Raw genomic sequence first — 20,836 nt, forward strand, 5'->3', positions numbered from 1 at the left:
GGCGGCTCTCCTCGGATCAGGTTCAGCGGGTCTCCCCGGCGAGCTCTCGCCGCAGATGGGCGGCGATCTCGTCCACGTACGGCGGGTCGAGCAGCGACAGATGGTGGCCCGTGACCGGGACGACGGCCAGGCGCGGGCACACCTCGTCCCAGCCGAGCGCCTCGTCGTCCCGCTCGTACGCGGGGTCGCGCACGGTGTGCGGGGCGGGCTCGGTGGCTCGGTACAGCACCACTCGCCCGTCGTGACGGCCCGGCCGGTGTGTCTCGCCGATCCGCAGGTCCAGATAGGAGGCCCGCTGGTGATCGAGGACCGCCTGCGGCACGTCGGCCGCCTCCCGCAGGGCCCGCAGCACGGTGTCGACGCGCTCGCCGTCGTCTTCCGTCGCAGCCAACTCGTCGTACGGCAGGGCGAGTTCAACTCCGTACGTGTGGGCGACATGGCGGGCGAAACCGGTGAAGTGGGCGCGGATCCGCTCGGCCGCCGTGCCTTCGGGGCAGGGGAGCGGCCGTACGGAATCGAGGAGCACCACCAGCCGCACGTCCCGCCCGGCGGCCGTCAGCTGCCGCGCCGCCTCCTGGGCGACGAAGCCGCCGAACGACCAACCACCCAGCAGGCAGGGCCCGTCGGGGTGCACAGTGGCCACGGCCTCCGCGTAACGACGCGCCTTCTCGACGACCGTCCGGGCCTCCTCGACCCGCTCCAGCCCGTACACGAGCTGCTCCCCGCCGAGCCGTTCCACAAGGGACCGGTAGACGGCGGTGGTGCCGCCGGCGGCGTGGACGAGGAAGAGAGGGGGGTGAGGGCCGGGCATGTCCGAGTGCTGGTCCGAGGGTCGAGGGCCGGGGGTGTCGAGGAGCCGGAGCCAGGGGTGGGGGCCGGAGGTGCGGAGGGGGCGGAGCGGGGAGTGAGGGCCGGGGGTCCGGTGGGGCTGGGGCAGGGAGTCCTCACGTGATGTCTCCTCGGCCCGCGCCCGTGTGTCCTCGCCGATCGCGAGGGGGGCCTGCGGCAGGGCATCCATGTCCACGGCCCGCTGAGCCGGCGAGGGCGAGGCCTCGTCCTGGGACCTCGCCGGCGGTGGGACTCGGGTGGCTCCGGCCGGAGCCGGATGCGTCGGCTGCGCCTGGAGGCCTTCGGCCGATGTGGCCTTCGTCGGCACCGCCCGCCGACCGTTCCCCGCCGACGCCGTCTCGCCGGGCAGCGCCCGCTGGATGCGGGCCGTCGTGTCCTCGACCGTGGCGGCGCCCAGCAGGTCACGCAGGGGGAGCTCGATGTCGAACTCGCGTTCAAGAGCGGTGCGGATGCGCACGGCCATCAGGGAGTCCAGGCCCAGCTCGGCGAAGGCGGTGGCCGGGGTGATGCGGGTCGGCGGGTGCCCGGTGACGGCGGCGATGTGGTGGCAGAGGCGGGCGGAGACGGAGGTGTCGTCCGCCGCGCTCCACCCTTCCGGCCCACGGCTGTCCGCCGGCCCGGGGCTCGCTTCCCTGGCGTGGCCTCCTTCTCCGGCGTGGCCCTCTGCGTCGGCGTGGCTCCCTGCCGCCGTGCGGTCCGCTTCCGGCATGTGCCGTCCGGACACCATGCGGTCCCCTGCCGTCACGGGGTCCCTGCCGGGCTCGCGGCGCCCCTCTGTCCACGCGGTTGACGATTCCGGCGCCGTGACCCCCGCTCTCCCATCGGTCCACCAGTGCCGCACATGCCGCCAGCGCGGCCCGGGCAGGTCGATGACGCGGCCCGGCGGCAGGGGAAGCCGGTACCCGGCGGTGTGCAGGGTGCCCACCTGGGTGAGGAAGTCGGCGGAGGTGTCGGCGTCGCGGTGGAGGGTGCCGAGGGCGAGGGTTCCGGGGGCGGTGTCCGTGATCGCGCGGGTCAGGACCGGGTGGGGGGAGAGTTCGACGAACGCGGTGTGGCCGTCGGCGACGGCAGCGGCGACCGCCCGGTCGAGACGCACGGGCCGCCGCAGGTTCGCGGCCCAGTGCGCGGCGTCGAACACACAGTCACCGCGCGGGTCGTCCAGCACGGTGGAGTAGACGGGGACGCGGGGGAGCCCGCCCCGGATGTCCGCCAGCTCTGCCGCCAACTCGTCGAGCAGCGGATCCACCTGGGGGGAGTGACCCGCCCCGGCCACCCGCATCGCCCGCGCGGCCCGACCCTCCCCCTCCAGCCGGTTCACCAGTCGGGCCACCGCCTCCTCCTCCCCGGTGACCACCTTCTGGCCGGGCGAGGAGTGCACGGCGACATACACGCCCGGGAAGTCCCGCTCCAGGGCGTCGAGTTCGCCGTCCTCAAGGTCCACCACGGCCATCGCCCCGCCCCGCAGCCCGCTGAGCAGCCGGGACCGTACGGCGACGACGCGGGCCGCGTCCGACACCTCCAGCGCGCCCGCGCACACCGCGGCCGCCACCTCCCCCAGGGAGTGGCCGATGACGGCGACGGGCTCGACCCCGTGCGCCCGCCACAGCTCGGCCAGCGCCATCTGAAAGCCGAAGAGGACGGGTTGGGCGACCTCCAGACGGTCGAGGCGACCGCCCGTGGCCAGGTGGTCGTAGAGGGAGAGCCCGCACTCGGGGGCCAGTTGCGCGTCCAGCTTCTCCACGGCCGCGGCGAAGGCGGGTTCCTCGGCGAGCAGCCGACGACCCATGCCGGACCACTGGCTGCCGTACCCGGAGAAGACCCACACCGGGCCGCGTCCGACGAGATCCCGGTCGCCCACCACGACCCGCGCGTGGGGGCTCTTCCGAGACAACGCGCCCAGCCCGTCCACCAGTTCGGCACGGTCGCCGGCCACGATCGCGGCGCGCACCGGCCCCCGCCCCGCACGCCCGGCGAGTGTGCGCGCCACGTCGGCGGGGCGCACGGCGTCCCCCTCGGCCGTGCCGAGCCAGTCCGCCAGCCGGGCGGCGGTGTCACGGACGCGGGCGGTGTCGATGTCGGAGAGGAGGTGGAGGCGGGCCGGGGGTTCCCCGGCCTGGGGTGGGAGCGGGGCGCCGGGCCGCCACTCCTCCAGGACCGCGTGGGCGTTGGTGCCGCCGAACCCGAACCCGGAGACCCCGGCGGTGGCCGTACCGCCGTACCGGGGCCACGGCTCGGCCTCCGTCACGACCCGCAGCCGTACGTCGTCCTCCAAGGCGCTGCCCTCGGCGCAGTGCAGCGAGGGCGGAATCAGATCGTGGTGGAGTGCGAGCACCGTCTTCACCAGGCCGGCGATGCCCGCTGCGGACTCCAGGTGGCCCAGGTTGCCCTTGACGGAGCCGAGGAGCAGCGGCTGGTCGGGGTCGCGGCCCGTACCGAGCACCGCGCCGAGCGCGCCCGCCTCGATCGGGTCGCCCAGCGGGGTGCCGGTGCCGTGCGCCTCGACGTGGTCGATGTGTGTCGGGTCGAGCCCGGCGCGCGCGTAGGCGGTGCTCAGCAGGGCCTGCTGGGCAGCCGGGTTGGGGGCCAGCAGGCCGTTGGAGCGGCCGTCGGAGTTGACGGCGGTGGCGCGGACGACGGCGAGGACACGGTCGCCGTCCCGCTCGGCGTCGGACAGCCGCTTCAGCAGCACGGCCGCGCAGCCCTCACCCCGGCCGATTCCGTCGGCCGCCGCCGAGAACGGCTTGCACCGCCCGTCCGGCGCGAGGGCGCCCGCCCGCCGGAACGCGACCGTGACCGTCGGGGAGAGCAGCAGATTGACCCCGGCGGCGATCGCGAGATCACTCTCGCCCGTGCGCAGGCTGACGCACGCCTGGTGCACGGCCACCAGCGACGACGAACACGCGGTGTCGACGGCCATGCTCGGCCCCCGAGTGTCCAGGACGTACGCCAGCCGGCCCGCCGCCACGCTCAGCGCGCCGCCGGCCGGCGCCCAGGGGTCGACGGCGGCCGGGTCGGCGCCGGTCAGTTGTCCGTACTCGGGCGCGGAGACCCCGACGAAGACACCGGTGGCGCTGCCCGCGAGGGACGCGGCCGGGACGGCGGCGTGGTCGAGGGCCTCCTGGACGACCTCCAGGAGGATCCGCTGCTGCGGGTCCATCACGGCGGCCTCGCGCGGGGTGACGCGGAAGAAGTCCGCGTCGAACCCGGCGATGTCGTCCAGGTAGCCGCCGTACGGGAGCGCGTCGGCGGGCGGGTAGGCCGTGAAGTCCCGCCACCGGTCCTCCGGCACCCGCCGGATCGCGTCGGCACCCTCGCGGAGCAACCGCCAGTACTCCGCCGGGCCGTGCACACCCCCGGGCAGCCGACAGCCGACCCCGACGACCGCGACCGGCTCACCGAGCGTGGGTGACTCCCGGGGCGGGGCCGCCACCGGGGCGACGGCCGTCTCCGCACCGCACAGCCGCGCCACCAGCGCGTCCCCCGTGGACGCCTCCCACAACAGCGTCGCCGGCAGCTCACGACCCGTCGCCCGGGACAGTTCCCCGGCGAGGACGACCGCGTCCCGTGAGGACATCCCGAGATCCGCCAGCGGCCGGTCCATCGGTACGTCCCCGGCGGCCCCACCGCTCCAGGCGGCCACCTGCTCGGCGATCAGCCGCCGCACCAGGCGTTCCTCGCCGCCGCCGCCGCCGCCGCCGACCGGCCGCCGTGGCCCGCCCTCGTCGTCCGCCACGACCCTCATCCCACGACCCCCACCGCATACGCACCCGCCAGATAGCGGTCACGGGTCAGCGCCCGTGAGACCTTCCCGCTGGACGTACGGGGCACCGTGCCCGGCGGGACGACGACGACGTCGGAGAGCCGCAGCCCGTGCCGGGCGGAGACGGCCGCGCGTACGGTCCGCACGAAGGCGGGTACGTCGATGTCGGCGAGCGGCACGGTGCGCGTGTGCTCCGCGACGACGACCACCCGCTCCCCGGAGCCGCCCGGCACACCGAACGCGGCCAGCCGGTCCCGCCGTACGACCGGATGCGCGTCCTGGACCGTGGCCTCCACGTCCTGCGGGTAGTGGTTGCGCCCGTCGACGACGATGAGGTCCTTCAGCCGCCCGGTGACGATCAACTGCCCGTCCAGGACCGTCCCCAGGTCGCCGGTCCGCAGCCACTCGCCCGGCCCCGCCGTCGCATCGGCGAGTACGGCGCCGAAGACCCGCCGCGTCGGCCGGTCCTGGTTCCGGTAGCCCCGCCCCACGTTGGGGCCCTGCACCCAGATCTCGCCGACCTCGCCCTCGGACAGGGCGGCCCGCGACACCGGGTCGGCGATCCGCACCCGCTGGCCGGCCGGCGCCCCGCAGCCGGCCAGCAGCACCGCCCTCGGATCGTCGGGCCGAGCGGGCAGGGCCTTCCCGGTGGCCAGGGCGTCACGGTCGAGCGCGAACGCGCGCAACGGCTCCCCGGGCCGGGCGGCACTGACGAAGACGGTCGCCTCGGCCAGTCCGTACGACGGACAGTGTGTCCGCGGGACGAGACCCTGCGCGGCGAACGCGGCGTGGAAACGGTCGGCCGTGCCGGGGCGGACCGGCTCACTGCCGTTGATCAGCGCGGCGACGTCGTCCAGCCGCAGCCCGGCCTTCTGCGCCTCGGTGACCGTCGAGGCGCAGTAGTCGTAGGCGAAGTTGGGCGCCGCGCTCAGCGCGCGCGGGTGCGCGGCCAGCAGCCGCAGCCAGCGCACGGGCTCGTGCAGGAAGGCCACCGGATCCATGAGCACCGACAGCAGCCCCCGCACGACCGGCGCCGCGACACTCAGCACGAGCCCCATGTCGTGGTACAGCGGCAGCCAGCCCACGAAGGTCACCGGATGCGCGTCGGCGCCATAGGCCGACAGCGCCTGGCGGGCGTTGGCGACGACATTGGCGTGGGTGATCTCGACGCCCGCCGGGGTGCGGGTCGAGCCGGAGGTGTACTGGAGGTAGGCGACGGCGGTGTCGTCGGGCGCGGACGGCCACGGGTCGTCGTTGTCGGCGGCGGCGTCCGGCACGTGGTCGACGGCGACGACCTTGACCGCCCGGCCCTCGCACAACTCCCGCACCCCGGCGAGGGCGTGGCCCGTCGTGACGACGACCTCCGGGCACGCGTCCGTCAGGACCGCCGACAGCCGGTCGCCCTGTCCCGGCAGACCGGGCGGGTACAGCGGTACGGCGATCAGGCCGGCGGCGAGCGCCCCGAGGAAGGCGGTGACGTACTCCGTCCCCTGCGGGCACAGCACCGCGACCCGCGCCCCGGGCTCGGCCTTCGCCGCGAGCCGGGCGGCCACGGCCCGCATCCGCAGGTCGAGCCTGCGCCAGGTCAGGGTGCGGTGGACGCCCCGTGAGTGCGGCGAGGGATGGTCGACGAAGGTGAAGGCCCGGCGGTCGGGGGTGGTCTCGGCCCAGTGCCGCACATACTCCGGCAGACTGCGGAACATGGGCGCGAGCGGGGGGCGGCGGTTGTCCATCGGGCAGGCTCCTCACAGCGCGGGGAACGGCTTGCGGTCAGAGCGGTCAGAGCGGTCAGAGCGGTTCGGGGAAGTTCTGGGCTGTTATGGGCGGTTCCGGGTGCTTGGGGTGATCCGCAGCGGCCGCACACGGCCGGGCAGTTCAGTTGTGTCGGTCGTGGCGGCCCGGCGGCCCGGCGGCGCGGTGGCCGGTCAGAGCGGGATGTTGCCGTGGCGGCGTGCCGGCATCGGGGCGCGCTTGCCGCGCAGGGCGCGCAGGGCGCGGCAGATGTGGGCTCGGGTGTCGCTCGGGGCGATGACGGCGTCGACATAGCCGCGCTCGGCGGCGAGGTACGGGGTGCCGTACGTGCTCTCGTACGCGGTGACGAGGCCGGCGCGCAGGGCCTCGGGGTCGGCCGCGGCGGCGAGTTCGCGCCGGTGCAGGACCCCCACCGCGCCCTCGGCGCCCATGACGGCGATCCGGGCGGTGGGCCAGGCCAGATTGATGTCGGCGCCCAGGTGCTTGGAGCCCATCACCGCGTATCCGCCGCCGTACGCCTTGCGCACCACCACCGTGACCTTGGGGACGGTCGCCTCGGCATACGCGTACAGGAGTTTCGCGCCGCGCCGGATGATGCCGGCCTGCTCCTGGCGGACGCCGGAGAGATAGCCGGGGACGTCGGCGAAGGTCAGCAGCGGGATGCTGAACGCGTCGCAGAACCGTACGAACCGCGCGGCCTTCTCGGAGGCGTCGATGTCGAGGACCCCGGCCGCGTGGAGCGGCTGGTTGGCGACGACGCCGACCGCGCCACCCTCGACCAGAGCGAACGCGCAGATGATGTTCGGCGCGAACAACTCGTGCACTTCCAGGAGTTCGCCGTCGTCGACGACCGCGCGCAGGATGTCCCGCATGTCGTAGGCCTCCCCGAGCCGGTCCGGCACGACCGTGTCGAGACCCGGCCCGGCGGGCGGGGCCCCCGGCGCGTACTGCGGGGGCCGCTCCAGGTTGTTGGCGGGCAGATACGACAGCAGGTCGCGCACGGTGTCGAGGGCGTCCACCTCGTCGGCGGCGAGGAAGTGGGCGTTGCCGTTGACGGTGTTGCTGGTACGGGCGCCGCCCAGTTCCTCGGCGCTGGTGCGCTCGCCGGTGACCGTCTCGATGACGTCGGGCCCGGTGACGAACATGTGCGAGGCGCCGTCCACCATCACGGTGAAGTCGGTGATGGCGGGCGAGTACGCGGCCCCGCCGGCGCACGGGCCCAGGACGACCGAGATCTGCGGGATCACACCGGACGCCTGCACGTTGCGGCGTACCAGTTCGGCGTAGAGGGCGAGCGAGGTGACACCTTCCTGGATGCGGGCGCCGCCACCGTCGTTGAGGCCGATGACCGGACAGCCCGTCTTCAGGGCGAGGTCCATCAACGCGATGGTCTTCTCGCCGAAGGCCTCGCCCATGCTGCCGCCGAACACCGTGGCGTCCTGGGCGAAGACACAGACGGGCCGGCCGTCGATCGTGCCGTGCCCGGTGACCACCCCGTCGCCGTACGGACGTCCGGCGGCTTCCCCGGTGGGGCGGGCCCGTACGAACAGGCCCGTCTCCGTGAACGAGCCCGCGTCCAGCAGCAGATCGATCCGCTCCCGGGCGCCGTACTCCCCGCGTCTCCTGGGCCCGACCGGCGCGACCGCCCGGACCCGGCGGGCCTCCAGGTCGGCGATGCGGTCGGCGGTCCGGTCGGCGGTTCGTTCAGTGAGCGGGTCGGGCACACGGCCGGCCGCCCGATCCGCCAACTGCCTCGCCCGGGATGTCGTCACCTCTAGTGTCACAGCCACCTCCGAAGTGGCTTTCGAATATGGCAGCGGTGGAGGGGTGGGCCGGGTCAATCACCGTTCTGTGTGCGGGAGATGAGTCCCGAGGGCCCGGGGTTCGTCCGTGGGTGACAAGGGCCGGGGGCGCGACCGGGGCATTCGGGACCACACCGACCAGGAACGCCCAAAAGCGCGGCGCCCACATCCACGTCAAGGGCCTCCGGGGAGGGGCCACGCAGCGGCGGTGCGGCATCCAGGTGCGCGACCACCGCGACCCCGTCACCACCACCGTCCCCGAACACACCCAGTTCGACACCGAGCATCGAGGCGTCCACCCCCTGGTCCGGCTCTCCCCGCACTACTACAACACCGAGGCCGAACTCGACCGCGCGGTAGAGGCCATGGCCGCCCTCACGAGCCACGCGCCCTGAGCACACCGCCCGGCGCGTCCTCAGCCCCGCCGCTCCGCGAGGAACTCCCGGGCGCCGCGCAGCCGGGTGCGCAGGCGTCGCCGGGTCATCCCGCTGTCCAGCCGGACGTCGAGCGCTCCCCGGAGGGAGGTGCCGCCCAGGCCTCCGGCCGGCAGCCGCGACGCGTCCAGGCCATCGCGGCGGGCGACGAGGACACCCAGTTCGTGCCGGGTGAGGGCGTCCGGCCCGGCGATGTGCCGGACGCCTCCTTCGTCGGAGGCGGCCAGTTCCAGCAGCGCGGCGGCCAGATCGGCCACCTGCACCGGGCAGCGCACGACGTCGGTGTACAGCACGCCGTCGCGGGTGCCGGCCACGAGGTCGTGCACATGCCTTTCATGCGCGGACAGGGCGTGCCCGTCCCCGATGATCAGCGAGGTCCGTGCCACGACCGCGTGCGGCGCCGACAACCGGACCCCGGTCTCCGCCGCTGCCTTGGCCGCACCGTACGGCGTGACGGGATCGGGCAGGCAGGTCTCGTCGTAGCGGCCCCGATCACCCGAGAACACGGCGTCGCTGGACACATGGACCAGGCGGCAGCCCCGCGCGGACGCGGCCATCGCCACCCGGACCGCGCCCTCGGCGGTGACCGCCCAATCGGCGCCGCCGCTGGACGTGTTGACGATCACCGAAGGAGCCACCTCGTCCAGCACCCCGGTCACCCGCGCGGGATCCCGGACGTCGAGCCGGTGCCAGGCGACGTCCCCCGCGGCCTCCGGCGGCCGGGTGGAGTAGGTCGCGGCCGCCGCGAATCCCGCCGCCGGGGCCCGGCGCAGCAACTCGCCGCCCAGGAACCCGCTGCCACCGATGATCAGGAGCTTCATGGTCGGAACGGTAGAGGCTTCCTGGGCGGCGAACGGTCCGGCGGGAAGGGTCCGGCGGGAAGGGTTTGGCTGGAAGGGTCCCGCGCCGTATCGGCCTGGGAGGTGTGGCTCTCGGCTTCCTCAGGATTCCTTGCCCCGGCCGTTCAACACGTCACGCATCCGGTCGACGAGGCCGAGGCCAGGCGCGAGGATCCTGTTGGCCGGGGGCTTGGTGGGGGCAGCCGGGTGGGGGCGGGTCGGCGCCAGCTTCTTGGCCCGGCGGACCTTGTCACCGAGGCCGTTCAGCATCTCGGCGGAACACGACTTCGCCATCTGAGGGAAGAGATCGCTCTCCTCGTCCCGGACGTGGTGCCGGACCTCGGCCATCAACCGGTCGATCAGCCGGTCGAACTCCGGGTCGTCGGCGCCACACCGCTCCAGGTCCTTCATGGTGCGCTCGGCCGTGGTGTGATCCGCCGGCTCCCGGTCGGCGACCGCGTCACCGTTGCGCAGGTGCTCGCGGACCGCCGGGTAGAGACAGGCCTCCTCCGCGACGGAATGCCGTACCAGCTCGATGGTGACGAGGTCGGCGTATTGCTTGCGCTGCGGGTCACCGGAAGGCAGTTCCTCGATTTTGCCGAAGAGTTCTTCCACTTCCCGGTGGTCGGTCTTCAGTTCCTCGATGACGTCTCCGTCAGGTGCCATTTCCGTCGCTCCTCACCTGCGCGCCCCGGGCGCCCGTACCGGTCCGGACCTCTGTGGAGGTCAGTGAAACCCTCACGGTCCGGAATTCGTCGTATTGACGTCCCGGTGAGTCAGTGCGGGCAGGGGCATGTGGCTCAGGACACGTCCATTCCGTGGCCTGCGCCATTTCCGGCAGGACAGCACACGACTACGTTGTGCAAAGCATTCCCCAATACCCACGGATGGCCCAGTGCTCGCAGATCTCTCCCCGCTCATAGCGGCGACCACCCAATGGCTGACGCGCGCCTTTCCGGCGGGCGGCGGCGCCCTGGACGGCGCCCTCGCCGAGGCGCAGGCCCGGCAGGCCGTCACCGTGGCCGCCTGGCTCCGCTATCCGACGCCGATGGACGCCGCGCTCGTCGGCGTGGCGGGACCGGGCGGCACCGCCGGGCTCGACTGGATCACCGGCTTCGACGACGACCTGACACCCGACGAGTACGCCTGGCGGACCTGGGTGGACGAGGTCGTGGCCAGCTGGGCGGCCTGCCTGCTCGCCGACCCGGAGCTGGCCCACACCGCCGTGGCCGCCCTCACCGACTCTCCCCACACGGCCGGTTCACCCGCCGCGTTCCGCCGCCTCCTCACCCCGGACGAACTCGACCGACGGGCCGCCGCACTCCTCCGCCACCCCGACCTCCTCGCCCCCGTCGCGACGCTGCACCACCCCGGCCTTCTCCACACGCTGACGCCGGGGCAGGCCCTGACGGCCTGAACCGGCCCGGTGCACCGTCGAAGCTCGCTACCAGCGCAGCGGCAGCCCCGCGAGATGGCTGTCGAGCAGCCCGGAGACGATGCGGTGGTCGTGGAGCGAGGGATGCCAGTCACAGCCCAGGTAGTCGAGGCCGGGGTCGTCGTAGTACCAGTGGCTGACCCGGCCGTCGCCCCGTCGCCCCCGCTCCTCGACGATCCGCAGGGTGGCCTCCGCGAACGCGGTGGTGTTCCAGAGGCGGGCCGCGGCGACCACGAGGAACGTCCCGCGCCCGTACCGGGCGCGCAGCTTGTCGAGGAACCCGTGATAGGCGCTCTCGTAGGCGGCGACCAGCTCGGCCGTCGTGCTCCAGCGCTCCCCGGGGTTGAGGGGCGTGGAGAAGTCGTTGATACCGAGCCCGATGACGACGACCCGCGGACGCCAGCTGTCCGGCTTCCGCCAGACATCGCCCTCGACGTTCAGCAGGGCCCGGTCGTAGTACGTGCGAAAGTCGGTTCCGGGATCGCCGCCGTTGTAATTGCGGACCATTCCACGGCCGGAAAAGGCGTTGATCTGGAAGTCGGCGTCCAGCTTCCGGGCGGTGAGCGCGCCGAAAGCGAGATCCGCGTTGCTGTTCCGGTTGACCCCGCCGTTGCCGGAACAGTCCCGGGTGTCGGAGACATTGCCGTAACCGGCCGTGTACGAGTCGCCGATGAACTCGATCTGCCTGCTCCGCGCCCTGGGCCGCGCGAGAATCGCGCCACCGGGAGCCGCGACGAAACCGCCGAACCGGCCGGCCGCCCACGGGCTCTCCGTCCGCTTCACGACCCGCACGCGGTGTCCGCCGTCGGCGAGGCCGTCGATCCAGGAGACGGCCCGGCCCGGGGTGACGAGAGTGGCGAGGGTCGTCCCGTCGACCTGGACGTCGTAGTCGTTGTCGGAGTCGTCGAGGACCACCCCGACCCCGGTCCCGTGGAACCTCCCCTCGAAGGAGACCCCGGGCCAGCTGTACCGCACGGTCCCGTCGGCGGCCTTCCTGACCCGGCCGACCGTGTGGAACCGGGCCGCCCGTGCTTCTACGGCCCGTGCGGGGGCCACGACGGCGGCGGCGAGGCCGGCGGCGGTGGCCGCGACCACCGTCCGTCGGGATAACTGGCGAGGCGTCTGCATGTCCGTCCCTTCGACACACGGGGTGTGGGAGCGCTCCCAAGGTGCACGCGCTATCGAAGGTGGCCGTCACACACGGCGCCGTCAACCCCTCGCGAAGACATCCGCACCGCGCGCCCGCGACGCATGGAGACCCGGGCAGCCGGTCATGAGGGCTGCTTCACGCTGTTTCACGTGGTCCACCGAGGCAGTGGGGGCGTTTCTCCTGGGGCTCTCCGGTCCTGCGCGGTGTCGGGGTCGGCCGACCGGCCGAGCCGGCCGAAGCCGGTGGCTGGGGCCGGCTGTGGCGTCGCGCACTGCTCCACGACGAGCGTCAGCCCGCGATGGGTCGCCGGCGTCACCAGGGAACACTCGACCAGCGACGGGTTCCCCACGAACTTCCGGCTGATGCCCCTGTCTTCGTCGCCGACGACGAAACGGTGCGCCGCCCGCAGGGTCAACTCCCAGCCGGCGGGCGAGGTCCGTCGTCTCCGGCGCGCAGCGCCGCGAGGGCAGGGGTCGGCAGGCGGGCCGTCACCGACCGGTTCAGCGCCCTCGGCGCCTGCCGCCCGCCTCCAGTTCGCGGCGCAGCCGATCCGTGTCCCAGCCCTCGCTGACGGCCTGCCAGAGCAGGTCGGCCTGGGAGGGCGGGGCCAGGCCGTCGACGGGCGGGTCGAGGTCGAGATGGGTGGGGAAGGCGTAGCCCTCGGCGGTGGCGGCGACGACGCGGCGCAGCCAGTCCTCGGGTGCCCCCTCGGACTTGCGGTGCGACAGGACCGGGAAGAGCGCGTTGGCCATCGCCTCGCGGTCCACGGTCTCCATGGCGCGGCCGAAGGCGGAGGAGATCTGCAGGAGATTGGCCATGCGCCGGATGTGCGACGAGCGGTTGTGCCCGGCGGCGTGGAAGAGGGCGGGGTTGAAGAAGGCCGCGTCGCCCTTGTCGAGGGGGAGTTGGACGTGGTGGGCGTCGAAGTACCCGACGAACTCCGGGAGCCGCCAGGCGAGATAGCCGGGCTCGTACTTCTGCGAGTGGGGCAGGTAGAGCGTGGGGCCGGACTCGACGGGCATGTCGCAGTGGGCGACCGCGCCCTGGAGGGTCAGGACGGGGGAGAGGCGGTGGACGTGCGCGGGGAAGGAGGCGGCCTGCCGCTGGGAGAGGAACCCGAGGTGGTAGTCGCGGTGCGGGCTCTGAGCGGCACCGCCCGGGTTGACCACGTTGACCTGTGACGTGACCTGGTAGGCGGGGCCGAGCCAGGCGTCGGCGATCAGGGCCAGCATGTCGTTGGCGTAGTAGTCGGCGAAGACGTCCGGCGCACGTACGGCCATCTTGTCCAGGGCGTTCCAGACGCGGTCGTTGGCGCCCGGCTTCGCGAAGTGGTCGCCCCGTGCCGTGCCGGCGGTGCGCTCCTCCTCGATCAGCTCCCGGAACGCGGCGGATGCCCGGTCCACGACGGCAGGATCGGTGAACGCGCCCTTGAGCACGACGATCCCGGGGCCGTCCATCAGGGTGCGGACCAGCTCCGTCTGTACGGTCCGGCGGCCCTCCTCGGTGGCCGTCAGGGATCGGAGCCGGTCGCTGTCGTAGAGCGGCACGTTCAGCTCGACCCGCTCGGCCGAGGGATGGGCGGCGGGGTCGGTGCTCTGCTCGACGAGCGCGCGGAACGTGTCGAGATCGCAGTCCGCCTCGGTCAGCCAGGTCCGTGACATCGCAGCGATGGAAGACATCGCGGCTCCTTTCGCAGCCCTTGTGTCTCTGCCAGTCTGAGGACCTCGAACCCGTCATTCAATGCGCGGAAGCCCATCAAAAAGACATCACGGAAGACATCGCGGAAGACATCACGGAACCTGGGAAGCCAGGTGGGAGCAGAGCGATGCGGCCCCCGTACACGATGCGGCCCCCGTACACGATCAGGGAGATCGCCCGTCAGTCGGGGCTGAGCACGGCCACGGTCGACCGCGTCCTCGACAGCCGGGGCAATGTGCGGGAGAGCACGATCCGCGAGGCACGGCAGGCCGTCAGGGATCTGGACCGCCGGCGGAGCCAGGTCCGGACCGGGGGCCGCACCTTCATGATCGACATCGTGATGCAGGTCCCGGAACGCCGTCGCCCGTGTCGCCTCGCGAACGGCCGCCGGGAGCGACGTAGCGTGGCCCGCGCTGATGCCGGTCGACCCCATGGTGGCGTGATGTGCTGGAGTGCGACGGCCGATCTCGTGGCGGGCTCCGGTGTCGCGGCCGTCGGGGTGGCCTGTGTGGCGTCGGCGGGCAGCCGGCGGGATCTGCCGCTCGCCGCACTGCCACTGCTGCTCGGGGCCCACCAGATCGTGGAGTCGGTGGTCTGGTCCTCGGGCGGAGGAAGCGGAACGGCCACCGTCGCCTGGGCCCTCATCGCACTGCCGCTCCTGGCCGTGTGGGTGCCGGCGGGCGTGCGGTGCGCCGCCCCGCCGTCCGCCCGAAGCCGGCTCACTGTGCTCCTCGCCATCGGAGCCGCGACCGCCGCGCTGCTCACCCACGGCCTCGCCACCAGCCCGGTGACGGCCCAGATCCGCGGCCACACCGTCGGCTACACGATCGATCTCGCCCACCCGGTACCTCTCGTCGCGGGCTACCTCCTCGCCACCGTCGGCTCCCTCCTCCTCTCCGGCGACCGGCACCTCGCCGTGCTCGGCATCCTGGCCGCCGTCGGCGCCTCGATCTGCTGGACCCTGTGGCGGCTGGAGTTCGTCTCGACCTGGTGCGCCTTCGCCGCCGTCTGCTCGGTGGTGCTGCTCGGCTGGGTGCGCGCACGACCGAGGGCTTCCTCACAGCCGTCCCGTCACCCGGCCGCGCAGCAGCGTCGGGGACCCTCGAAAGGTGATTGACCAGGCACGCGCGTGTAACGGGAGATCTCGGGCCTGGCTGTGAACCGCTACACCCTGGCGAGGCCGTCGGCCGGGTCGTTCAACGCCTGCGCAGCACCACGGTCGTGCCGGGCTTCACCCGCAGCTTCGCGTTCCCGCCCACCTTCGCGCCGGTCACCAGGTTCATCGACGCGCCGAACCCACTCGTGCTGAGGGTGTAGTGGCGGTCGTCGGTGGTGTTCATGGCGATCAGGTACGGGCCGTACTCGCACCGGTAGAACGAGGCGCGTCCGGCGTACGGGGTCTCGACGCCCACCGCGCGCTCCGGCATGTCGTCGGGGGCCTTGGCCAGAGGCAGCACCTGTCCCGCGAACGCCTGGCGCAGGGTGTCACCGGGCGGGTCGAAACCGCCGTCCGGGATGTCGAGGTCACCGACCGCGAACTCCCAGTTGACCCAGTCGGGTTCGGTGAAGGCACGCCCGTCCGCGACGTACTTCACGTCCTGCCACACCGTGGCCGAACGCTCCACGCCCGCCGCTCCGATGTGGTGGACGCGGGCGAGCCGGTTGACGCCCCAGCGGGCCCGCCAGTACAGGGACGCGTAGAGGATCTCGTCGCCGTGCTTGACCGCGAGCAGACCGTTCTCCTCGTCGGAGAAGACGAAGTCCGGCGCTCCGGGCGTCATGGGGAGCCGCGCGCCGCTGCCCGTCGCCGCGCTGATGTACGCGTAGTCGTCGGCCGCGGTCACCAGGTTGAGGTTGGTGCGGGCGGAGACCGTCATCGCGTGGGAGTCCGCCAGGGACTGGAACGCCTGGCCGTCGTCGATGGACTGCCGCGCGTACGCCGTGAGGTCCGGGTCCTTGATCAGCGCGGCCATCTTCAGGGCGTGGCCGTCCCACTTGGTGTCCTCGTCGTAGGCGACCTTGCCCGGGTACTCGGTGTCACGCCAGCCGACCATGGTCTCCAGCCGCATCGCCCGGCAGCCGTCGCGGTCCAGGGACGGGTGGCGGAAGACCATGCGCGCCTTGGCCATCTTGACCAGGTGGTCGCGGAGCGTGCCGTCCTCGACACCGCCGATGCCCGTCACCGCGTCGTACACCAGCGACAGCCACTCCTGCAGCTCACCGTAACTGCCCGCGTAGCCCAGCTCCTTGGAGATGCCCTTCCTGGTGACCTGGTGGTACGAGCCGCCGAGCGGTCTGGTCGGGGTGCCGTCCTCGTCCTCCGGGCCGAGCCAGGGGACCAGACCGACCGCCTGGTAGATGTGGTCGCGGGCCCTCTCCTCGCCCCAGGCCTCGCCGGAGCCGAGCAGGCTCAGGCCCCGGTCGGCGAGGTAGAGGCCGATGGCGCAGATGATGGCCTGGTTGGTGTACTGCGGGATGTGCTGCCGCCAGTACTCGCGGCTGTCGAGGAGCATCTTCGCCCAGGCGTCCCGGCGTACGACGGGCCTGTACGACGAGCCGTCCGGCTCGACCATGGTCAGGTCGTCGAACCAGGCGGTGCCCGCGCCCGACAACCGGACGCCGATCGTGACCTGGGTGGCCGTGGCGGGTGTGGCGAGGGAGAGCGTCACCTGTTCCCAGTCGTGGGTGCCGGCCGAGGCGTGGACCTTGTTGTCCGCCCCGACCAGGGCGCCGTTCGCGTCGTGGAACAGGATGTCCAGGTAGGCGCTGTCGGTGCCGACACCGTCGGTCCTGATCCAGGCGCCGTACGTGTAGGTCCCCCGGTCGACGGGGATCTTCGCCGAGGTGCTGTAGCCGACGGTGCCCGCGCCGGGGATCGTCACCTTCGCGGCGGCGTGGCCGGTGCGGTACACGGTGGTGTCGCGGGAGGCGGTGCCGCTGCCGGACCAGGTGGACGACTTCCAGCCGGTCATACCGAACTCGAAGCCCGGGTTGGTGAGTCCGTACGGCGAACCGAGGACCGGCTCGTCGAGCAGCGGTTCCAGGACGTCCGCGAGCGCAAGCATGACCAGGCCGGACCGGCCCAGGCCCATCCACTGCTGGCTGGAGCCGGTCAGCACGGTGGGGTCGGCGAGATGTTTCCAGTGGACGCCGTCCAGGCTCCGGGCGATCTGTGGTGGCACGGCGATGTTCCGGTACGCGGCCGTCGCCGGCATGCCGTGGGCTCGGGCCAGGAACTCCAGGTACCACAGGTCGAGTTGGGCGCCGGTACGGGACGCCTCGGATGCGGCTCGGGCAAGGATGCGGTCGTTGATCGTGTCGATGATCGCGGTGCCGGGGGAGGTACGGGTGGCCGCGGCCGGCGCGGTGCCGGTGAGGTCGTCGTCGGTGGGGTCGAAGCAGGGCGCGTCGTGGGTGTAGAGGCGGTAGATGGTGCGGCTCGGGCCTTCCATCGCCTTGTAGTAGGCGTCTGCTGTCGCCGCGTACCCCGCGATCCGGCCCATGGACCGGATCTCCAACGAGATCGACCTCTTGCCCTCGGTGAGGTCGAGGGGCAGGGGCAGCGTGTGGAAGAAGAACCGCTCCGGGGAGCGCGGGTCCTCGCTCGCGATGTCCAACGGGTCGACGGCGCCCAGGTGGTAGTGGCCGACCTGCCTGCCCTCGACGAAGAGCTGGAGCCGGCCGAGTTCGGCGCCGCTCTCCGAGCCCCACAGCTTGACCGTGACATAGGTGGCCCCCCTGGGCCGACAGGCCATCCGCGCGGAGAGCGCGCCGCCCCAGAAGCCCGGGGTCTCGGGGGCGGCGAGCACCCGGGCTGTCTGGTCGAGACCCCCTGCCACGACATCGGAGAGGGAGGCGGTCAGACCGTGCGCGCTCTCCGACGCGGTGTTCCCGAGGACGAGCGTGTCGAGGGCGCGGGAGGCGGACGCCGCGGTGGCGGGCGCGGTCGTCGTGGCGTCGGCGGCCAGGGCGGTGCCGCCCTGCCACAGCCAACCCGCCGCCGCGGTGCCGGCGGCCATCTTGAGAAGGGATCTGCGCTGAAGGGCTTCGGCCACGGCAGGACGTTCCTCTCCGAGTGGAGTAAACGTATTCCACGCTAATGAGGGCGCTCGTGGGTGGTCAATGGTCGTGAGCGGCTCAACTTCGCCGTTCAGGGAGTCGGGACGCCTTGCCGCGCGACTGTTCTGGGTAGATCATGGAACAGATTGAGTAATCGTTTACCCATTCCGGTGCGAGCCGGCTCGGATCGAAAGTCCCGCGAACCCCGCCGGCCGCCCGTCCCGTCGAGCCGGCAGGGGTGACGTACTGCGCGCGGGCCAACCGAGGTCCGGGTGCCAGGCGGGTGTGGCTGCCTGCGGGCGAAGGAGTGTTCGAGCGCGGCGACGACGACGGAGGTCCCGTTCGGTCATGGGGAGGGAAAATCTGTACGGATCCGATGACTGCCGGGATGACGCGGCGGGATAGAAAGGGACCATGACTGAACGCGATGGTCTGGCAAGTGGCGTGGACGACGTCGATGAGGTGACGCGAGCGGTGCTCACCGCGTCGCGGCTGTTGGTCGCGATCTCCGCACGGTCGCTCGCCGCCGTCGAGGAGCGGGTGACACTGCCGCAGTTCCGGATGCTGGTGGTGCTGTCCATGCGTGGCGCCACGAAGCTCGTCGTACTCGCCGACCAGCTCCAGGTCGCCCCGTCCACCGCGATGCGCATGGTCGACCGGCTGATCGCGGCCGGGCTCGCCGACCGGCAGACCAACCCCGACAACCGCCGCGAGACCCTGCTCCAGCTCACCGACGAGGGCCGGCGCGCCGTCGAGGACGTCATGGCCCGTCGGCGCACCGAACTCGCCACGGTCGTCGAGCGTCTCGCTTCGGACCAGAGGGCGGCGCTCATCGACGCCTTGACCGCGTTCAACGCGGCGGGCGGCGAACCCGCGGCCCCGGCGGCGGACGACACGGAGACGTACCCGCTCGGCTGGGTCGACACCTGGGTGGGCCGAGGCGCCTGACGCCTCCGACCGGGCGGCCTTGCCGCACCCCCCACGGCAGCGCGGTCACTCCGGCGTGGATCCGCCGGTGTTCGCGGCCGATCCACCCGTGGAGTCCGCCGCCGATCCGTCCGCCGATCCGTTCGTCGGGGTGGCCGTCGGGGCGGTCGTCCTGACGTTCAGGTCGGGGCGGGGGGTCAGGACGACCATCGGGGCCCCCGGCTGGGGCACGGGCGGGGTGGCCTGATCCGCGGGGAGCTTCGGCGGGTTGGTCTGCTGGTAGTTGACCTGGTCGTGGTTGACCAGGCCGGTCTTCTCCAGCACGGTGATGTGGTCGAGCACGGTGTCGTTGGCCAGGTCGGCCAGCTGCCGCACCATGGTGTTCCTCGTGCTGGCGCGGATCTTGGCGATGGTCGGGAAGATCTGGCCGTGCGTGACGCGCATGATGGTGACCGCGGTGGAGTCGAACTCCTTGCCGGTGGCCGCGTCGGCGGTCGCCACGAACTGCTGCTGTTGCGGGCTGGCCTGGTTGTTGAGGGTGATGCCCAGTTCGGGCGCTATCTTGCGGCACAACTCGTCGAGGCCCGCATGTCCGACGACCAGATGCTTGCCGGCCTCCTTCATCTCCGGCGTCGTACCGCGCTCCATGGCCATCTCGCCGAGCGGGTACTCCCACAGTCCGGCGGCACGCACCTTGACGACGAAGTCCCGGTCCGCCTCCGTGAGGGGGCCGTATCGGGTGTTGGCGATGATCCGGTCCGGGGCGGTGGCCGTGTTCTCGACCCCCACCATGGCGGGGTAGGCGAGCGCGGCGACGGTCATCAGCAGACCGCCGCTGAAGAAGATCGTTCCGATGCTCCATGTGCGACGCACGGGATGGCACCTCCTGGCAGGGGAGTTGGTCGCCAAGAGGTACGGACCGAGTCGGCGAATGAATCATTGCGCTGAGTAAAATTTGCAGTGTGCTCGAATCGGTCGACGCGAGGGACGCCACAAAACTCCATAAAGTGCCTTTTGGGCGTCATTCCTCTCCGCCCTCTCGATGTGGCGTCGACCCTGAACGGTGCGTACGGATGAACTCGACTCCCGCCGGTGCCCCGCCACCCGTCCCGGCCGCCGGTACGGAGAACGGCCCCCCTGTCTCCCGTCGGGAGTTCGACGCCCTCTTCGAGGCCGTTCGTACGTGGGGACGCTGGGATCCGGCCGATCGTGGCTCGTGGAACCGTGTGACCGCGGATCACGTGCGACGGGCCGTGGGCGGCGTGCGGACCGGGGTGGTCGTCCCGATGGCGCTGCCGTGGAACACCCGGCCGGGCCCGGACAACCGGAAGCCCGCCCTGCATCACATGACCGATCTCGGGGACGTGGAGAGCCCGGAGCCCACGACCCACAAGGACTTCATCGCCGCCGACTACCACGGCAAGGGCGTCACGCATCTCGACGCCCTGAGCCACATCGCCTACCGGGGGTTGCTCTACGACGGCCGCCCGGCCCGTGAGGCCGTGGGTGCCGCGGGTGCCCGGTTCGGTGCGGTCTCCGCGCTCGGTCCCCTCGTCACGAGGGGGGTGCTCCTGGACCTTCCCGCCGTCCTCGGTGTCCCCTGGCTGGAGCCGGGGCGGGCGGTGCGCGCCGGGGACGTCGTCGCCGCGGAGCGGGCGCTCGGCGTGACGATCGGCGAGGGCGACGCGGTCCTGCTGCGCTCCGGACACGTCCGCCGTCGCGAGGAGCTCGGCGCCTGGGACCCCGACACCGCGAGCGCGGGGTTCCATGTGGACGCCGTACGCCTGCTGGCCGAACGGGGGATCGCGTTGATCGGTGGGGACGGCGACAGCGATGTGCGGCCCTCGCCCGTGGAAGGCGTGCACTCGCCGGTGCATGCCCTGGCGGTGACCGCGATGGGGGTGCCGCTGCTGGACAACCTCGACCTGGAAGCACTCGCCGGCGCCACCGCCGAGGCGGGGCGGTACGCGTTCCTGCTCGTCGTGGCCCCGCTGAACGTCCCGGGCGGGACGGGCTCGCCCGTCAACCCGGTCGCGGTCCTGTGACACCGACCCCGACCGCTCGGCACCCGCCCGTCATCACCGGCGCCCCCCGACCGCTCGACACCCGCCCGTCATCACCGGCACCCGCC

At 72.6% G+C, this 20,836-nt stretch carries 14 protein-coding genes; 5 read left to right on the plus strand and 9 right to left on the minus strand.

The annotated features are described in order from the left end of the window. Window positions 1-22: 22 nt before the first annotated feature. From OG622_RS41990 to OG622_RS42000, 3 genes are all read right to left on the minus strand, one after another. Entirely contained in the window at window positions 23-4,591 is a 4,569-nt protein-coding gene (locus tag OG622_RS41990; RefSeq protein WP_371582028.1) for an acyltransferase domain-containing protein, read from the minus strand. Beyond that, window positions 4,588-6,342 carry a fatty acyl-AMP ligase gene (locus tag OG622_RS41995; RefSeq protein ID WP_371582029.1) on the minus strand — a complete coding sequence of 585 codons (1,755 nt, stop codon included), beginning with the start codon at window positions 6,340-6,342 and terminating at the stop codon, window positions 4,588-4,590. The genes OG622_RS41990 and OG622_RS41995 overlap by 4 nt, the downstream gene beginning before the upstream one ends. 192 nt (window positions 6,343-6,534) lie before the next feature. Continuing rightward, window positions 6,535-8,085 carry an acyl-CoA carboxylase subunit beta gene (locus tag OG622_RS42000; protein WP_371584389.1) on the minus strand — a complete coding sequence of 517 codons (1,551 nt, stop codon included), beginning with the start codon at window positions 8,083-8,085 and terminating at the stop codon, window positions 6,535-6,537. A 170-nt stretch (window positions 8,086-8,255) separates the two neighbouring features. Here OG622_RS42000 and OG622_RS42005 point away from each other — a divergent pair, with 170 nt between their 5' ends. Then, entirely contained in the window at window positions 8,256-8,558 is a 303-nt protein-coding gene (locus OG622_RS42005; RefSeq protein WP_371582031.1) for a hypothetical protein, read from the plus strand. Between the two features lie 20 nt (window positions 8,559-8,578). On the opposite strand, the gene OG622_RS42010 is transcribed toward OG622_RS42005, so the two are convergent. Both OG622_RS42010 and OG622_RS42015 read right to left on the minus strand, forming a co-directional pair. Further along, window positions 8,579-9,418, minus strand: coding sequence for an NAD(P)-dependent oxidoreductase (locus OG622_RS42010; RefSeq protein ID WP_371582032.1), 840 nt, complete (start codon window positions 9,416-9,418; stop codon window positions 8,579-8,581). Window positions 9,419-9,538: 120 nt separating this feature from the next. After that, window positions 9,539-10,102 carry a hemerythrin domain-containing protein gene (locus tag OG622_RS42015; protein WP_371582033.1) on the minus strand — a complete coding sequence of 188 codons (564 nt, stop codon included), beginning with the start codon at window positions 10,100-10,102 and terminating at the stop codon, window positions 9,539-9,541. A gap of 229 nt (window positions 10,103-10,331) precedes the next feature. On the opposite strand from OG622_RS42015, the gene OG622_RS42020 reads away from it, so the two are divergent. Beyond that, the gene (locus OG622_RS42020) at window positions 10,332-10,853 is read left to right on the plus strand and encodes a hypothetical protein (protein ID WP_371582036.1); all 522 of its coding nucleotides are present in this window, start codon (window positions 10,332-10,334) and stop codon (window positions 10,851-10,853) included. A gap of 27 nt (window positions 10,854-10,880) precedes the next feature. Here the strand turns inward: OG622_RS42020 and OG622_RS42025 are convergent, their stop codons facing one another. Further along, window positions 10,881-11,999: an SGNH/GDSL hydrolase family protein gene (locus tag OG622_RS42025; protein WP_371582037.1), complete on the minus strand. Its 1,119-nt coding sequence runs from the start codon at window positions 11,997-11,999 to the stop codon at window positions 10,881-10,883. Between the two features lie 522 nt (window positions 12,000-12,521). Then, window positions 12,522-13,700 (minus strand): phytanoyl-CoA dioxygenase family protein, encoded by a 1,179-nt coding sequence (locus OG622_RS42030; protein WP_371582039.1) that lies wholly within the window; start codon window positions 13,698-13,700, stop codon window positions 12,522-12,524. A gap of 164 nt (window positions 13,701-13,864) precedes the next feature. Here OG622_RS42030 and OG622_RS42035 point away from each other — a divergent pair, with 164 nt between their 5' ends. After that, window positions 13,865-14,836, plus strand: coding sequence for a DUF6629 family protein (locus tag OG622_RS42035; protein WP_371584390.1), 972 nt, complete (start codon window positions 13,865-13,867; stop codon window positions 14,834-14,836). 79 nt (window positions 14,837-14,915) lie between these two features. Here the strand turns inward: OG622_RS42035 and OG622_RS42040 are convergent, their stop codons facing one another. Next, window positions 14,916-17,774 carry a Tat pathway signal protein gene (locus tag OG622_RS42040; RefSeq protein ID WP_371582041.1) on the minus strand — a complete coding sequence of 953 codons (2,859 nt, stop codon included), beginning with the start codon at window positions 17,772-17,774 and terminating at the stop codon, window positions 14,916-14,918. Between the two features lie 418 nt (window positions 17,775-18,192). On the opposite strand from OG622_RS42040, the gene OG622_RS42045 reads away from it, so the two are divergent. After that, window positions 18,193-18,726, plus strand: coding sequence for a MarR family winged helix-turn-helix transcriptional regulator (locus OG622_RS42045; protein WP_371582042.1), 534 nt, complete (start codon window positions 18,193-18,195; stop codon window positions 18,724-18,726). 45 nt (window positions 18,727-18,771) lie between these two features. Here OG622_RS42045 and OG622_RS42050 read toward each other — a convergent pair whose 3' ends face one another. After that, window positions 18,772-19,527, minus strand: a complete 756-nt coding sequence (locus OG622_RS42050; protein WP_371584391.1) for a DUF4142 domain-containing protein — start codon at window positions 19,525-19,527, stop codon at window positions 18,772-18,774. Between the two features lie 251 nt (window positions 19,528-19,778). On the opposite strand from OG622_RS42050, the gene OG622_RS42055 reads away from it, so the two are divergent. Continuing rightward, entirely contained in the window at window positions 19,779-20,750 is a 972-nt protein-coding gene (locus OG622_RS42055; RefSeq protein WP_371582044.1) for a cyclase family protein, read from the plus strand. Window positions 20,751-20,836: the final 86 nt, after the last annotated feature.

This window comes from Streptomyces sp. NBC_01314 (genome assembly GCF_041435215.1).
Taxonomy (GTDB): domain Bacteria; phylum Actinomycetota; class Actinomycetes; order Streptomycetales; family Streptomycetaceae; genus Streptomyces.

What these genes read in the sequence shown, in the direction of transcription:
- OG622_RS41990 (WP_371582028.1), bottom strand. Translation starts at nt 4,591, where the DNA reads ATGAGGGTCGTGGCGGACGACGAGGGCGGGCCACGGCGGCCGGTCGGC.
- OG622_RS41995 (WP_371582029.1), bottom strand. Translation starts at nt 6,342, where the DNA reads ATGGACAACCGCCGCCCCCCGCTCGCGCCCATGTTCCGCAGTCTGCCG.
- OG622_RS42010 (WP_371582032.1), bottom strand. Translation starts at nt 9,418, where the DNA reads ATGAAGCTCCTGATCATCGGTGGCAGCGGGTTCCTGGGCGGCGAGTTG.
- OG622_RS42015 (WP_371582033.1), bottom strand. Translation starts at nt 10,102, where the DNA reads ATGGCACCTGACGGAGACGTCATCGAGGAACTGAAGACCGACCACCGG.
- OG622_RS42025 (WP_371582037.1), bottom strand. Translation starts at nt 11,999, where the DNA reads ATGCAGACGCCTCGCCAGTTATCCCGACGGACGGTGGTCGCGGCCACC.
- OG622_RS42030 (WP_371582039.1), bottom strand. Translation starts at nt 13,700, where the DNA reads ATGTCTTCCATCGCTGCGATGTCACGGACCTGGCTGACCGAGGCGGAC.
- OG622_RS42035 (WP_371584390.1), top strand. Translation starts at nt 13,865, where the DNA reads ATGCGGCCCCCGTACACGATCAGGGAGATCGCCCGTCAGTCGGGGCTG.
- OG622_RS42045 (WP_371582042.1), top strand. Translation starts at nt 18,193, where the DNA reads ATGACTGAACGCGATGGTCTGGCAAGTGGCGTGGACGACGTCGATGAG.
- OG622_RS42050 (WP_371584391.1), bottom strand. Translation starts at nt 19,527, where the DNA reads ATGACCGTCGCCGCGCTCGCCTACCCCGCCATGGTGGGGGTCGAGAAC.
- OG622_RS42055 (WP_371582044.1), top strand. Translation starts at nt 19,779, where the DNA reads ATGAACTCGACTCCCGCCGGTGCCCCGCCACCCGTCCCGGCCGCCGGT.